Raw genomic sequence first — 15,640 nt, 5'->3', positions numbered from 1 at the left:
AATTAATCTCAAATGAAACTAGCCAAAAAACTACACAACTTTATAGAAGAGTACAATAATTATGAATCAACAATATTGTCTCCAACTCTTTTAGAACTTAACAACTATTTAAAGGAACTTGAAAAGCCACAATATTGGAATAAATACACGCTGGGAGATGGCGTCGCAACTCCTTCTCCAATAAGAATGATTATGTCCAGGATAAAAGATCCTGAGAAAGCCATTGAAAAAATTCATCGTAAACCAAATCTTTTTCCAGATCAACTATCTATAAAAAGTATTCAGAAAATGCATGATGCATTAGGAGTTAGAATTTTAGTTTATTTTCCTTCACAACTTTCTTTGATTGATCGAGAATTAAGAAATTCATCTGTTTTAGAAATTGATGAGCATAATCCACCCGAAGCTTTTTATGAAGCCGACAAACTAAAAAACTTAGGATTATCACATATTGAAAACAAGCACAAAGAAAGTGGCTACTGCTCTATTCATTACATGATGAAACTAAAACAAAGTGTTATCCCTCCAAAAGATCGACCTGTATTCGAGATACAGGTGAGAACGTTAGCGCAAGAATTGTGGAGTGAACTTGAACATGTACTTTCTTATAAACCTGAAACACGTCCACACTTTTCAGCCAAGAGGAGATTTCAAATATTAAGTCGTGAAATTGCAGTCATTGATGAACATTTTGACTTATTATATGAAGAACTTATTTACAGTCAAAAAACAGCAATCTTTGACGAAAAAGACACTATTACTTTTGAAAATGCACCAAAAGTCTTGGCAGATATTGGTATTCAATGTGCTTTAACGGAACTATACCCCATTATAAGAGCTTTATTTAGTAGAGGAATTACTACAATTGGTAAACTCTATAAAATTGCAACTCCAACTCGTTTAATGACAATTCGAAATACCTATATCTCCGAAACCGGAAATGCTCCGAATAATTTAGAATTAACCTCGGCGCTATCTGTATTAAAAAATGCAAATTCTAAAGAAGTGGAGATTGAACGTATTAAAAGTCAAATAGAACTTCAAAACATACATAAAGAAGAAAATTTTTAACCAATTACAAACTACTACTATGAAAAACTTCACTTTTATTGCTGTTATAATTATGTCACTTTTTATAGGTTGTCAACAAAATAAATCATCAATTGAAGGTTTATGGGTTGTAAAATCTGTTCAAATTGGAAACCAAGAAATGACACCAAATGCAAGGTGGATGAAATTTAATGCTGACTTCACTCAAGAATCAGGTAATGGATGGTTTCAACATTCTATAGGAACTTGGAATTTAAATAAAGAAACTAAAGAATTAACCGTAATAAACACAAACGGTGTTAACGACACCGCTCCTCCTTTTGTTGTGAACATAAATGGGGAATCAATGACTTGGACGAGAACTGAAGAAGGCCAACCCGTAAAAGTGATTCTTAAAAAATCCACTAAACTGCCAAAAACATACGGAGATCAACTTTTAGGTTTATGGAAGTTGGAAAGTTTTGAGGGTAAAGGAAGTCTTTTCAATGACAATGGATTTCTATTTTTGAGATGGGATAGGCGATTTAACATCAACTCCAGTCTAGGAAAATTTAGCGGTGTATATAATGTTCACGGTCATAAACCTGAAATAGAATTAATTCCTTACGGAGATAAACTAAAAAGAAGTTTCTGGAAGATTAATTTTTTGGAAAATAAAATTGTATTGACATTATTGAATTCTGATAGTGCAGTTACACGTTCTTTTGTAAGAATTCATGACTTCCCAAATTAATTAAATCCATTTTAAGTAGAGTTTTTATCCATGCTTATTATCATATAAAGACCTTACTAAGGTTAAGGTTGTTTCTTTTATTAAAAGAACGATCAGCTATCAACTAGCTCATAAAAACCTCTTACTAATTAATGCAAAAATTTTAACTATAATTCAACAAAGTGACAATCATTTGTTTTTAAAAAAAGACTAGATTTGCGCTCGATATTAAATCGATAATATTATCATTTAATACTAACAAGTTAAAACCAAACATCTCTAAAGACAACTTTTAATGACCTCTAAAATCAATTATTTCTTTGTACTTTTTGTAATGATTGCAATACTTTCTTCATGCGAAGACACCGTTCTACCTAGCAATATAAAAACTAGAGTTTTTGGTAGAATGTATGATGCTGAGAATGATTTACCAGTTGTAAATAAAAAATTGAGAATTGGAGAGTACAACACTATTCCCGGGTTTGGAACTTTTCCCAATATTGAATTTATTAGATATGTAGATTCAGTTTATACTGATTCTAACGGATATTACGATGTTACTTTTGAAACTAGTGGTGATGGAGATCGATATACTTTAGAGATAGATTTCAATTCAGATGATAACTTTAGCTTATTAAATTATCCTGGTTATCCTACTAGAATTGAAAAGTTAGGAGAAGAAAATGAACTAAATTTTGATGCTTTATTTTTATTTCCTGTTCAACTTAAAATAACACTTGCTCCTGATGTCCAATTTTTACCTATTAGAATAGACAAACCATATTTTAGACCGGTAAACAATTTAAATGAAACTGGAGTCGAAATCACTCGTTTATTCTACATAGATAAAAACTCTGATTGGCAAGTAATGTTGAAAAGAGAAACTAATGATGGACAAAGACAACGTGTTTTAATTGACATGAATGCAACCAATTCTTCAGATTTAACTGAATTTGAATTTAATATCAATAATGAAGATTTTGTAGATTATTAAATTTTAAGATTTTTTGTATCGTTAATTTACTCAGCGTTTATATTTTCTTATTTTTAAAATGAACGCTATGTAAATGCAAACCAGAAGCTGGTGCGATAGTCTTTAAGAAATCTATTTCTGTATTACCATCTAAACTTTCTTTTATAAAATTTAAATCATAATTTCCTTTTCCAACCTCGGCTAATGCTCCCATTATTAGTCGAATTTGATTTCGTAAAAAACCTTGTCCTTTTATAATTAAAACATAACTTTTCTCAGGAAAAAAAGAAGCAGTTAATTCTGTATTTTCAATAATTTCGCAACTATCAATAGTACGTTCAACTTTTGTCTCTTCAGTTGGTTTTGTGCAATAATGTTTAAAATTATGAAAACCCTCAAATAACTTGGCTGCTTTTTTCATCAATTCGATATCTAAAGTTTGTAAATATCCTACCAAAAAAGGTGCACAATACGGATGATTCTTTTCTCCATGGGAAAAATAATAGCGATACTCTTTTATTTTTGGATGTTGAATAATATTAAACTTCTCATCCTTTAATTCTTGAACCTCAACAACTCGAATATCAGAAGGAGAGTTAATATTAAAACTTTCGACAAAACTTCCTTCTTCTAACCTTTCATCTATGAATAATTGATACGCATAATTTGTTGAAGATACTTTCGCATCCGTCCTTCCAACTCCAATTGTTTTAAACCGAATTCCTTTGCAAACAAATTTTAATGTTTTATCCAAAGCCCAATGAACTGTTTTCAAATTCGGTTGCTTTTGCCAACCATGAAATCGGAAACCTAAATATTGAAACCTAACTAAATATGAGTAATTGTAATTCATATTGCAAAGCTAACAAACTTACAACGCTACAAATGCATAAAATTCACTATTTCAAAATCAGAAAATCATAAAATAAATAGCTCATTTTTATGATACTCGTAAACTTTCATTACTATAAGGTTTTAGTAAAAACTATTCTGTAATTTCACAGCAATAACATTTATTTTTTAGACCACAATTTCATGAAAAACAGAAAATTATTAATGATTCCTGGCCCAATTGAAGTTGATCCTTCGGTACTAAGAGCCATGGGAGAAGTAACTACAAGTCATGTTGCGCCTAACTTTATTGAAAGCTTTGGAAACGCTATAGAATTAATGAGAAAAATTTGGTTGGCTCCAAAAGGACAACCTTTTATTGTAGCAGGGAGTGGAACTTTAGCAATGGATATGGCCGTAAGTAATTTACTCGAACCAGGAGATAATGCATTAGTAATTTCTACTGGATATTTTGGAGAACGTTATAAAAATATTTTAGCAACTTATGGAGCAAATGTAACTGTTTTACAAGCTGAAATTGGAGAGATTGTTCCTTTAGAGAAAATTGAAGAAGAACTATCTTCTAAAAATTATAAGTTAGTTACTATTACTCATGTTGATACTTCGACTGGTGTATTAACAGATCCTAAACCTATTGCAGAAATAGCAAAAAAATATAATACACTAACTGTGCTAGATGGTGTTTGTGCAACTGCTGGTGAAAGTACTCCACAAGAAGAATGGGGAATTGATGTTGTGTTAACTGGTTCTCAAAAAGCAATTGGAGTTCCTCCAGGTTTAGCTTTATTAGTAGTTTCTGAAAAAGCTATGCATGTATGGAAAAACAGAAAAACTCCTGTTCAAAATTATTATGGAAGTTTTACCAATTGGTTACCGATTATGGAAGCTTATGAGGAAAGACGTCCTTCATACTTTGGAACACCTCCAGTAAATTTAATTCGTGCATTAGAAGTTAGTTTAAGTCTCATCAATGCTGAAGGAATTGAAAATAGAGTTGAATCGCATCTTACGTGTGCAAAAGCATTTAGAAAAGCTATTCAAAAAATAGATTTACAGTTAGTTCCAAAAAGAGAAAAAATCGCTGCAAATACAATGAGTGCCATTTATTATCCAGATGGAATTGATGGAAATCAATTTAGAAAAGATATTAGTGAGTACGGAGTAATTTTAGCTGGTGGTTTACATTCAGAAATAAAAACTCAATATTTTAGAGTTGGACATATGGGAGCTATTAACAAAAGTGATATTGTTGCTACACTTAGTGCTATTGAATTTGCTCTTGCCAAACAAAACTACTCTTTTACTCTTGGAGAAAGCATTGGAACTTTCTTAGAAAATTTATAAAGTAAAAGCCTGCTTTGCAATTTCTAATTCTTCATTAGTTGGAATCACTAATAGTTTTACTTTAGAATTTTCAGTGTGAATTTCCGTTAATTCTTTAGCTCTAATACTATTTTTATCTGTGTCGATTTCTATTCCAAAAAACTCTAAATCTTCACAAACTTTCTCTCTAACTAATGAAGAGTTTTCACCTATACCTGCCGTAAATACGATGGCATCAACTCCATTCATTGCAGCAATGTATGATCCAATATATTTTTTTATTCTGTAGGTATTAATGTCTAAGGCTAACTGGCAATCTTTATTTCCTTTAGATGCTTCCGCTTCAATATCACGTAAATCGCTATGTCCTGTTAATCCAAACATTCCACTTTCTTTTTGTAAAAGTGTATTTACAGTATTAATATCATAACCTAAATTATTCACTAAATAGAATATCAATGTATGATCAATGTCTCCACTTCTTGTTCCCATTACCAAACCTGTAACCGGTCCAAATCCCAAACTGTGATCAATACTTTTCCCATTTTCAATAGCTGAAATACTACACCCATTTCCTAAATGAACTGTGATTATTTTAGATTCTTTTTTCCCTAAATACTCGATGGCCTTTTCAGAAACATATTTGTGGCTAGTTCCATGAAATCCATATAAACGAATCTTGTTTTCATTTAAAAACTTTTTAGGAATTGCATACATATATGCTTTCTCCGGAATACTTTGATGAAATGCTGTATCGAAAACCGCAACTTGTTTTGCTTTGGTGAAAATCGCTTCAGCAACTTTAATTCCTTCAAGGTTTGCTGGATTATGCTGAGGAGCTAAAGAAAATAAATCTTCGATTTTACTTTTTACTTCTTCCGTAACTTCAGTTGTGCTTGTGAAAGAACTTCCACCATGTACAACTCTATGACCAACGATTTCAATTTCATCAGTAGAAGAAATAACACCAATCTTTTCATCTAAAAGTAAAGCAACTACCTTTTCTAAACCAACTCTATGATTTTCAATTTTAATATGTTCAGTAACTTCATCATTTGCTGATTCGTAATGAACTCCTCCTTCTTCTAAACCAATTCTTTCAATCAAACCAGAACAAATTACTTTTTCTTCTGGCATTGTAAATAATTGATATTTTATAGATGAACTTCCTGAATTTAAAACTAATACTTTCATATACTAATTTTCTTGTGCTTGAATTGCTGTTAGAATAATGGTATTGTAAATATCATCAATTGTACAGCCCCTACTTAAATCGTTTACTGGTTTTTTCAATCCTTGTAACATTGGACCTATTGCTAATGCTCCTGTTTCTCTTTGAACTGCTTTATACGTATTATTCCCTGTATTTAAATCTGGGAAAATTAACACATTCGCCTGTCCTGCTACTTCCGAGTTTGGCAATTTCTTTTTACCAACTGTAGGATCAACAGCTGCATCATATTGAATTGGTCCTTCTACTTTTAAATCAGGACGTTTTTGTTTTACAATTTCTGTAGCTTTTCTTACAGTATCTACATCTTCACCTTTTCCAGAACTTCCTGAAGAATATGATAACATCGCAATCTTTGGATCAATTCCGAATGCAATACTTGAATCTGCAGAAGAAATTGCGATTTCAGCTAATTGCTCTGAAGTTGGATTTGGATTAATTGCACAATCACCAAATACAGAAACTCTATCTTCTAAACACATAAAGAAAATTGAAGAAACTACTGAAAAACCAGGTTTTGTTTTTACAAATTGTAATGATGGTTTAATTGTATGCTGAGTTGTATGAGCAGCTCCAGAAACCATTCCGTCTGCTAAACCTTTATACACCATCATAGTTCCGAAATAAGAAACATCTGCCATTAAATCTTCTGCCATTGCTGGACTTAATCCTTTGTGTTTTCTTAATTCATATAAAGTTTTAGAAAAATCTTCAAAATATTCTGATGAAATTGGATCTATGATTTTTGTCTTTTCAAAATCGAATGAAATATTCAATCTTTTTACAGCGGTCTCAACATTTACTTTTTTCCCTAGAATTGTTAAATCGACAATATCTAGTTTTTGCAATTGTGAAGCTGCTGTTAGTATTCTATCGTCATTTCCTTCAGGTAATACAATATGTTTTCTTTGTTGTTTCGCTCTTTTTAACAGATTATACTGGAACATTCTTGGTGTAAGCACGTTTGTTCCTTTGTATGTAATTAACTTATCACTTAAAGCATCTACATCAACATACTTTTCGAAAGTACTAATGGATAATTTGATTTTATTTTTATTCTCCGCATAAATGTGAGAACGAATTGAACCTAATTTTGAAGCAATTCCGAAAGTTCCTCCTTTTACTTTTAGAATAGGAACGATTTTCTCTAATCCGGTAATTAATTCAATTACAGAAGGACTTAAATCCATATCACCTGTCAAAATTATACCAGATACTGTTGGATAACGACTTGAAATATTTGCTTGTAAAGTCCCAAGTAAAATATCTGAACGATCAGCAGGTGTAATTACTACGGCTTCCTCAGTAAGATGATTTAAAAAGTGAGAAAGCTGCATTGCTCCTACTTTTATTTCACCTGTTGTTGAGTTTAGTAATTCTTCACCAAAAAGAACTTCAGCTTCAAGAGCTTTAGAAATTTCATGAATCGTTGGATTATCTAACTTACTATTTATTGGAATCGCATTAATTAATAATGACTTTGGTAAATTCTCACCAATTCCATTAATGATAATGTCAACATTTTTCTCTTGAACTTTGTTGGCAATCACAGCAATTACTTCAACTTCTTTATTGGTAAATGAATCATACGTAATTCGTAAACCTTGAATAAAATCCTCCAAAGTTTTATCGATTCCACCAGAAACAATAATAACAGGAATTCCAAGGTTTTTTGCGATTAAAACGTTTAAATCCATTTCAATCACAGCACCATGATCTGAGAAATCTGTTCCTTCCACAATCACGAAGTCATTTTCCTCTTCAAGCTTTTTATATTTACTTAAGATTTCATTGATAACTTCATCTTCTTTATCATCATTCAGTAAATCAATAAGTTCAGATCTGGTAAAAGCATACGTATCTTCATAATCACACTTTAGATTGAAAAAACTAACAATCGTATTTACGTGATTATCTTTTTTCCCTTCAACTGGATTATCAATTATTGGTCTGAAATAACCTACTTTAGGTTTATTACGCAATAATAATTGCATTAAACCAAGACTTAACATTGATTTTCCTGAATTGGCACCACTAGCTGCGATATAGATTGCTTTATTCATATTGTAATTTTGTGCAAAATTAGTTTAATTTTAATAAAGCATCCTACTCTATGAGAGTTTTATCCAACTAGATGAATTTCCGTAAAACCTTTAGGAATTCTTACTGTATTATTTTTAGGATCAAAATCTACAGATTTTAAATCTACCACTACATTATCAATCTCAACTTCCTTGATATCAAAAGGTAATCCGAAAAATTCAAAAAGCATTGTTTCATACTCGGTAACAAAAGTTCCGTCTTTATGTTGTTGGATAATAACTTCTTTTTCTTTACCCGTAAATCGAAAAGAACGTAAGCTATATCTACCTTTCATATAGTCATATCCATCTTGAGCATCTTCGAAGACTTTAGACACTTCTTTTTCACCAAGTTTAAAGTAAACCTCTAATCTAAGTTCTTCGATTTTTTTCTCTCCAACATACTGTTGAACTGGATATTTAGGTATAATTGCTCCTTCTTTAATAAACATCGGGATTGTATCCAACTCTGCATCTACCCATTGCTCCAAACCACCAGTAACATACTCTTTTGTCCAATAGTTATACCAATGACCTTTTGGAATATACATTCTTCTTCCTTTAGAATTTGGTTCTTGAATTGGGCAAACTAAAATTTGATTACCAAAAACAAATTCATCAGTTCTGTAATGAGTTTGCGGATCGTATTGATCAAATAATACCAATGACTTTAACATTGGCACTCCATATTCCGCATATTCCCAAAACATGGTATATAAATACGGAAGTAGTTGGTAACGCAATTCCACATACTTACGGGTAACGTCAATTACTTCTTGACCGAAAGTCCAAGGTTCTTGATTTCCATGATCTCCGGAAGAATGTGTTCTACAGAAAGGATGGAAAACACCTAACTGAATCCATCTTGCATATAATTCTCCTGTTGGATGTTCAGCAAAACCACCGATATCACTTCCAGTAAATGACATTCCACTCATACTCATTCGTTGCGCTTGAATATTGGCAATCCATAAATGTTCCCAAGTTGCAATATTATCGCCTGTCCATGAAGATGTGAAACGTTGCGCTCCTGAATAAGCTGAACGTGTAATAATGAATGGACGAAGTGGATATGCGTATTTCTTTACTCCTTCATAAGTAGCTCTCGCCATTTGAGTTCCGTAAATATTATGTGCTTTTCTATGACTACAATGATGACCGTCATAATTATGACGTACGTCATTTGGGAAAGTTTTTCCTGGAACCTCCATTACAGCAGGTTCATTCATATCATTCCAAATTCCTTTAACACCAATTTCGTCTATAATTTCTTTGAATAAACCTGACCACCAAGTTCTCACTTTTGGATTTGTAAAATCTGGGAAATAACATTCACCTGGCCAAACTTTTCCTCGCATGTAAGGACCATCAGCCCTTTTACAGAAATAATCATTTTCCATTGCCTCTTTGTACACCCAGTAATCATCATCTATTTTAATTCCGGGATCAATAATCGCAATTGTTTTAAACCCGTCATCAGCGAGTTCCTTTACCATGCGTTTTGGATCTGGGAAATACTCTTTATTCCAAGTAAAACAACGGAAACCTTCCATATAATCAATATCCAAGTATATTCCATCACAAGGAATTCTCAATTCTCTGAATTTACTTGTTACTTCTTTTACTTTTGATTCTGGGTAATAACTCCATTTACATTGATGATAACCTAATGCCCATAATGGCGGCAGTTCAGGTTTTCCTGTTAAATCAGTATATCGTGTAACAACATCTTCCATATCTGGACCATAAAAGAAATAATAATTCATTTCTCCACCATGTGCCCAGAAACTTGTCACATTTCTACGTTCGTGACAAAAATCAAAGAATGTTTTAAATGTATTATCGAAGAAAATTCCATAAGCTCGTTCTTCATGCATTCCTACATAAAAAGGAACACTTTTATATAAAGGGTCTTGATCTTTACCAAAAGCATATTGATCTGTTGCCCAATTTTCAATTCGTTTTCCTTTCAAGTTTAAATGCATTGGTTTATCACCTAAACCATAATAACATTCTCCTTGAGGAGCAGCTTTGCTCATTTTCACAATGTTTCCTCCAAACTCATAGCTTTGTTCCCAATGAAAACCCCAATCATCTTTACAAACAACATTTCCATTAACATCAAAAATCGAAACTTTTAAATCAGCCTTATCAATCCTAATGATAATTTTTATCGTAATAATTTTATAACAATCATTATGCTCTTCAACTTCTAGTTTGCTGTAACCACGAGCTCCATCTTCGCTTATAGCATATGAAAAATCCTTTTCGAAATTATTATCAGTCGCATACCTAAAACGAATCACACTTCCTCTTAATACAGTAACTTGAAGAATGACTCCGTTTTCTGTTTTAAAGTAAATTTTATCGACATCCTGGGAGAAAGAATTGATTCTTCCTGGAAATAAATTCCCCTTATACTCTAGCTCTGTATTAATAATCATATTACTTAAATTTTAGGATTATTTCTATGATTCAACTTATTTATAAAAAAACGACATCGTATTGAATTGTAAAACAATTATTTATTGTTTTTACGAAATCGTTTTATATGGTTATTTATCAATTTTAAAAACCAACGCTCCTAATGGAGGAAGTGTAATTTCTACTGAATATTCTCTGTGATTCCAATGTATTTTATCAATATCAATGTGTTTTTTATTTGATACACCACTACCGCCATACTTTTTATAATCACTATTAAATATCTGAGTCAATTTTCCCGATTGCGATAAACCGATTCTATAATTTGATCTTGGAATTGGCGTCATGTTACACACTACAACTAAAAGTTCGTTTTCGTTAGTTCCTTTTCTTATGTAGCTAATCACGGAGTTTTCGTGATCGTCATAACTAATCCATTCAAATCCGTCTTGCTCGAACTGCTTTTCGTATAAAGCAGGATATTTTCTGTATAAAGAATTTAAATCTTTTACTAATTTTTGAACACCCGAGTGAAAATCATATTCAAGAACGTACCAATCTAAACTCTCTTGAAAATTCCACTCTCCATGCTGCCCAAATTCCGCTCCCATAAACAAAAGTTTTGCTCCAGGATGTGTAAACATATAACTATATAGCAATCTTAAATTCGCAAACTTTTGCCATTCGTCTCCAGGCATTCTTCCAATAATGCTTTTCTTACCATATACAACTTCGTCGTGAGATAATGGTAACATAAAGTTTTCGGTAAATGCATAGGTCATACTAAACGTAAGATCGTTTTGATGATGTTTCCTATAGATAGGCTCTTTCTTAAAATATTGAAGAGAATCGTGCATCCAACCCATCATCCATTTCATTCCAAAACCTAAACCACCTAAATACGTTGGTCTTGAAATTTTAGGAAAAGCTGTTGATTCTTCAGCGATGGTTTGAACATCAGGAAAACTTTTATAAACTTCTTCATTTAATTCTTTCAGAAAATCAATTGCTTCTAGATATTCATTTCCACCAAACATATTCGGTTCCCACTCTCCATAATTTCTAGAATAATCCAAAAATATCATCGAAGCTACAGCGTCTACTCTTAATCCATCTACATGGTATTGATCTAACCAAAAGATAGCATTACTAATTAAAAAACTTTTTACTTCGTTTCTACCATAATTGAAAATCAAACTTTTCCAATCTGGATGATATCCCTTTCTTTTATCTGGATGTTCGTATAAATGTGTTCCATCAAATAAACCTAGTCCATGAGCATCTTCAGGAAAATGAGAAGGAACCCAGTCTAAAATTACACCAATGTCATTTTGATGAAACTTATCTATTAAGAATTTAAAATCATCAGGATAACCGAAACGTGAAGTTGGGGCAAAATATCCTGTAATTTGATAACCCCAAGAAGGATCGTACGGATATTCCATTACGGGCATTAATTCTACATGTGTAAATTGCATTTCCTTTACATAGGAAACTAATTCATCGGCCATTTCAACATAAGATAAAGATCGATTGTTATCGTCGAATTTCTTTTTCCAAGACGAAAGATGCACTTCATAAACCGAATAAGGAGCATTAATAGCATTATGTTTATGACGTTTCTTCATCCAATTAGCATCTCCCCAAATGAAAGGATCATCCCAAACTACAGAAGCAGTTTTCGGTGGATGTTCACATCGTCTAGCAAAAGGATCTGCTTTTTCGGTAACAATTCCATCATTATTTGAATGAATTTTATATTTATATAAATTTCCTTTTCCTACTTTAGGAATAAAACCTTCCCAAATCCCAGATTCATCCCAACGGACATTTAATGGATGTTCTTCTTCATTCCAAAAATTAAAATCACCAACAACTGAAACAGACTTAGCCGAAGGTGCCCAAACTGCAAAGTAAGTTCCTTCCTCTCCGTTTACAGTAGTAATATGAGCCCCTAACTTTTCATATAGTCGGTAATGTTTTCCTCCTTTAAATAAATTGATATCAAAATCTGTAAAAAAACTATGTGCAATAACTTTACTCATAAAAAATAATAGGCTTATTGAATTGTAAATCCTTCCGGTATAATAGCTCTTCTTCTTACTACTATTATTCCATCTTTGATTACATAAGCATCTTCAGTTACATCTTTCAAATGCTTTCCTCCTTTTAGTACAACATTGTTTCCTATTCTAGCATCTTTATCAATAATTGCGTTTTCGATAATACAATTCTCTCCAACACCTATATATGGTATACCTTTTTCCTTATCTTTTTCAATTTCATCTATTTCTTGATATACATTTGCACCAATCATATAAGTACTTTTTATATCACAACCTTTTCCTATTCTGGAACGAATTCCAATAACGGAGTTTTCAATATTTTTTGCGTTGATGATACAACCATCCGCAATCATTGATTTATCTAATAGTGTTCCATAAATTTTAGACGGTGGAAGAATTCTTGGCCTTGTTAAAACATTTTTCGAAGTATTGAATAAGTCGAATTGAGGGACTTCTTCAGTTAGTCCTATATTCGCTTCAAAAAAAGAAGTAATTGTTCCAATATCTGTCCAATAGCCTTTATATTGATAAGCAAGAACTTTGTTTTTTCCTATGGATTGAGGAATAATTTCCTTTCCAAAATCGATTGTATCAGGATTAGACATTAGTTCAACCAGCAATTCACGATTGAAAATATAAATTCCCATAGAAGCCAAATAATTTCTCTCTTGAGACTTCATTTCATCATCCACTTCCGATTCCCACCCTTTTAACTGTTCTGAGGAAGGTTTTTCAACAAAAGAAGAAATAAAGCTTTCATCATCAGTCTTCAATATTCCAAATCCAGTGGCGTCGCTTGCGTTGACAGGAAGCGTTGCTATACTAATCTCAGCTTTCTTATTTATATGTTGATCAAGCATATCATCAAAATCCATTTGATACAATTGATCACCTGAAAGAATTAAAGCATATTCGAACTCGTGATTCAAAACATGGTGCATTGATTGTCTAACTGCATCTGCTGTACCCTGGAACCATGTTTTATTTTCAGGAGTTTGTTCAGCAGCCATTATATCCACAAAAGCTTCACTGAATGTACTAAATGTATACGTGTTTTTTATATGTCTATTTAAAGACGCAGAATTGAACTGTGTGAGAACAAACATTCTTTTAATATCGCAATGAATACAATTGGAAATTGGAATATCTACCAAACGATATTTACCTGCTATAGAAACTGCTGGTTTTGATCTATTGTCTGTAAGTGGTGATAGACGAGTACCTTGTCCTCCCCCTAAAATAATGGCTAAAACTTTTTTGTTTATCATGGTCGGTCTGTTAAATTGATTTGTATAAGTCGATGTACTCTTGAGCTGATTTGGCCCAAGAATTATCTATTTTCATTATTCGCTTTTGTATCTTTCTAAATGAATTTACATCTTTATACAACTCAACAGCTCTTCCTACGGAATAACAAATATCCCAAACCGAAGCTTGATCATGACAAATACCAAATCCTTCATCTCCTATATCAATAACAGTATCTTTAAGTCCCCCTGTTCTTCTGACAATTGGTATTGTTCCGTAACGTAAAGAATACATCTGGTTCAAACCACAAGGTTCCACTCTTGATGGCATTAATAGATAATCTGATGCAGCATATACTAGATGTGAAAGTTTTTCATCATAACCGATATGTACATTAAAGTTACCTTTAAAATGATCTTTTAATTCAATTAATTGATCTTCTATTTCTTTATGACCAGATCCTAATATAAATATACTAATTTCCTTATTATCTTTTAATGCTTCACGTATAGCTTCAGGAAGTAAGTCGGCAGACTTTTCTCCTACTAATCGTCCTATAAAGCCAAATAACGGTAATTCCGTATCGAATCCATATTTTTCACATAATACTTTCTTATTCGCCTTTTTCCCTGACACTACATTACTAACTTTATAATTCTTTGGTAGCATCTTGTCTGTCTCTGTATTCCAAAAATCAGTATCAATTCCATTCAAAATTCCTGTACACTTATCTGATTCTGTTCTTAACAACCCTTCTAGACCATTGGCCTGACTTTTTAATTCTTCCATGTATGAAGGAGAAACTGTATTTACCTTTGAAGCGCATTTTATCCCCGTTGCTAATGGATTAATTGAGCCATACCAATCCAAAAGACCGGCGTCACTAAAATCAAAAGCTGGGATAATATCCATTCTATCGTGTGAAAACTGCCCTTGATATTGAGCATTGTGAATAGTTACAATAGTTGAAGTGTTACTAAGTCCTCTAAAATCATAACAATTATTAATCATAAAGGGAATTAAAGCAGTATGGTGATCATGACAATGAATTACATCAAAATTTAATTTCTCCTTATTTAACCAATCTAACACAGCTAACTGAAAGCCAATATACCTATCGGTTTCATCATCATATCCATAAACAGCTTCTCTATCTAATAACCCTTCTATATATATAAAATATAAACCATATTTAATTTTCTTATTAACTATGTTGTATACCTTATAATCATATTCTTTGCTACCTATAGATATATTGCCTGAAAAGATTTCATTCTTTATCTGCTTTCTTACAAACTCATTGCTGTAGTAAGGGATGACTACATCAGACTCTATTCCTAATGTTGATTGATAAGCAGGAAGTGAGCCTACTACATCCGCTAGACCACCAACCTTGGCTATCGGATAACATTCAAAACTTGCATGGAGAACTTTCATTAGAGAGAGGTATTAATATTCCTTTAAATTTAAGTAATACCTTCTAGAATGAGATAAAATAATTATTAAAAAAAAGCTATTAAAAGTGTGAACTTGATAAAAATAAAGTAATTTTTTAGCTATAACTTACATAGCTTTAACTATAACGATATATAGTGACTCAGTTTTGATCAAAAAAAAACGCTCAATATAAAATTGAGCGTTTTTTATTTAAAAGAAAGGCGACGACCTACTCTCCCACCA

General features: G+C 32.1%; 11 protein-coding genes. 4 read left to right on the top strand and 7 right to left on the bottom strand.

The window, feature by feature from the left end; translation table 11 throughout:
- The first annotated feature begins 12 nt into the window (after positions 1-12).
- The 3 genes from ACOSP6_RS02965 (at position 13) to ACOSP6_RS02955 (ending at position 2,756) form a co-directional block, all read left to right on the top strand.
- Positions 13-1,071: a GTP pyrophosphokinase gene (locus tag ACOSP6_RS02965; protein WP_422092902.1), complete on the top strand. Its 1,059-nt coding sequence runs from the start codon at positions 13-15 to the stop codon at positions 1,069-1,071.
- 19 nt (positions 1,072-1,090) lie between these two features.
- Positions 1,091-1,783, top strand: a complete 693-nt coding sequence (locus tag ACOSP6_RS02960; RefSeq protein ID WP_422092901.1) for a hypothetical protein — start codon at positions 1,091-1,093, stop codon at positions 1,781-1,783.
- A gap of 274 nt (positions 1,784-2,057) precedes the next feature.
- Positions 2,058-2,756 (top strand): hypothetical protein, encoded by a 699-nt coding sequence (locus ACOSP6_RS02955; protein ID WP_422092900.1) that lies wholly within the window; start codon positions 2,058-2,060, stop codon positions 2,754-2,756.
- 37 nt (positions 2,757-2,793) lie between these two features.
- Here the strand turns inward: ACOSP6_RS02955 and ACOSP6_RS02950 are convergent, their stop codons facing one another.
- Positions 2,794-3,510, bottom strand: a complete 717-nt coding sequence (locus ACOSP6_RS02950; RefSeq protein ID WP_422092899.1) for a tRNA pseudouridine(38-40) synthase TruA — start codon at positions 3,508-3,510, stop codon at positions 2,794-2,796.
- A 260-nt stretch (positions 3,511-3,770) separates the two neighbouring features.
- Between ACOSP6_RS02950 and ACOSP6_RS02945 the strand changes: the two genes are divergently transcribed.
- Positions 3,771-4,931, top strand: coding sequence for a pyridoxal-phosphate-dependent aminotransferase family protein (locus tag ACOSP6_RS02945; RefSeq protein WP_422092898.1), 1,161 nt, complete (start codon positions 3,771-3,773; stop codon positions 4,929-4,931).
- Here the strand turns inward: ACOSP6_RS02945 and ACOSP6_RS02940 are convergent.
- The 6 genes from ACOSP6_RS02940 to ACOSP6_RS02915 all read right to left on the bottom strand — a co-directional run bounded on the left by ACOSP6_RS02940 (position 4,926) and on the right by ACOSP6_RS02915 (position 15,397).
- Positions 4,926-6,104: an acetate/propionate family kinase gene (locus ACOSP6_RS02940; RefSeq protein WP_422092897.1), complete on the bottom strand. Its 1,179-nt coding sequence runs from the start codon at positions 6,102-6,104 to the stop codon at positions 4,926-4,928. The genes ACOSP6_RS02945 and ACOSP6_RS02940 overlap by 6 nt on opposite strands.
- Before the next feature lie 3 nt (positions 6,105-6,107).
- Positions 6,108-8,204, bottom strand: coding sequence for a phosphate acetyltransferase (gene pta, locus ACOSP6_RS02935; RefSeq protein WP_422092896.1), 2,097 nt, complete (start codon positions 8,202-8,204; stop codon positions 6,108-6,110).
- A gap of 59 nt (positions 8,205-8,263) precedes the next feature.
- Positions 8,264-10,666 (bottom strand): glycoside hydrolase family 31 protein, encoded by a 2,403-nt coding sequence (locus ACOSP6_RS02930; RefSeq protein ID WP_422092895.1) that lies wholly within the window; start codon positions 10,664-10,666, stop codon positions 8,264-8,266.
- A gap of 111 nt (positions 10,667-10,777) precedes the next feature.
- The gene (gene glgB / locus ACOSP6_RS02925) at positions 10,778-12,691 is read right to left on the bottom strand and encodes a 1,4-alpha-glucan branching protein GlgB (protein WP_422092894.1); all 1,914 of its coding nucleotides are present in this window, start codon (positions 12,689-12,691) and stop codon (positions 10,778-10,780) included.
- A 14-nt stretch (positions 12,692-12,705) separates the two neighbouring features.
- The gene (locus ACOSP6_RS02920) at positions 12,706-13,980 is read right to left on the bottom strand and encodes a glucose-1-phosphate adenylyltransferase (protein WP_422092893.1); all 1,275 of its coding nucleotides are present in this window, start codon (positions 13,978-13,980) and stop codon (positions 12,706-12,708) included.
- A gap of 10 nt (positions 13,981-13,990) precedes the next feature.
- A complete protein-coding gene (locus tag ACOSP6_RS02915) occupies positions 13,991-15,397 on the bottom strand; it encodes a glycogen synthase (RefSeq protein WP_422092892.1) in 1,407 nt (468 codons plus the stop codon).
- Positions 15,398-15,640: the final 243 nt, after the last annotated feature.

The sequence above is a fragment of the Tenacibaculum sp. MEBiC06402 genome, from assembly GCF_049239625.1.
Classification (GTDB): Bacteria; Bacteroidota; Bacteroidia; order Flavobacteriales; family Flavobacteriaceae; genus Polaribacter.
The sequence above is the reverse complement of the archived record's forward strand: the minus strand, read 5'-3'. Positions and strand labels throughout refer to the sequence as shown.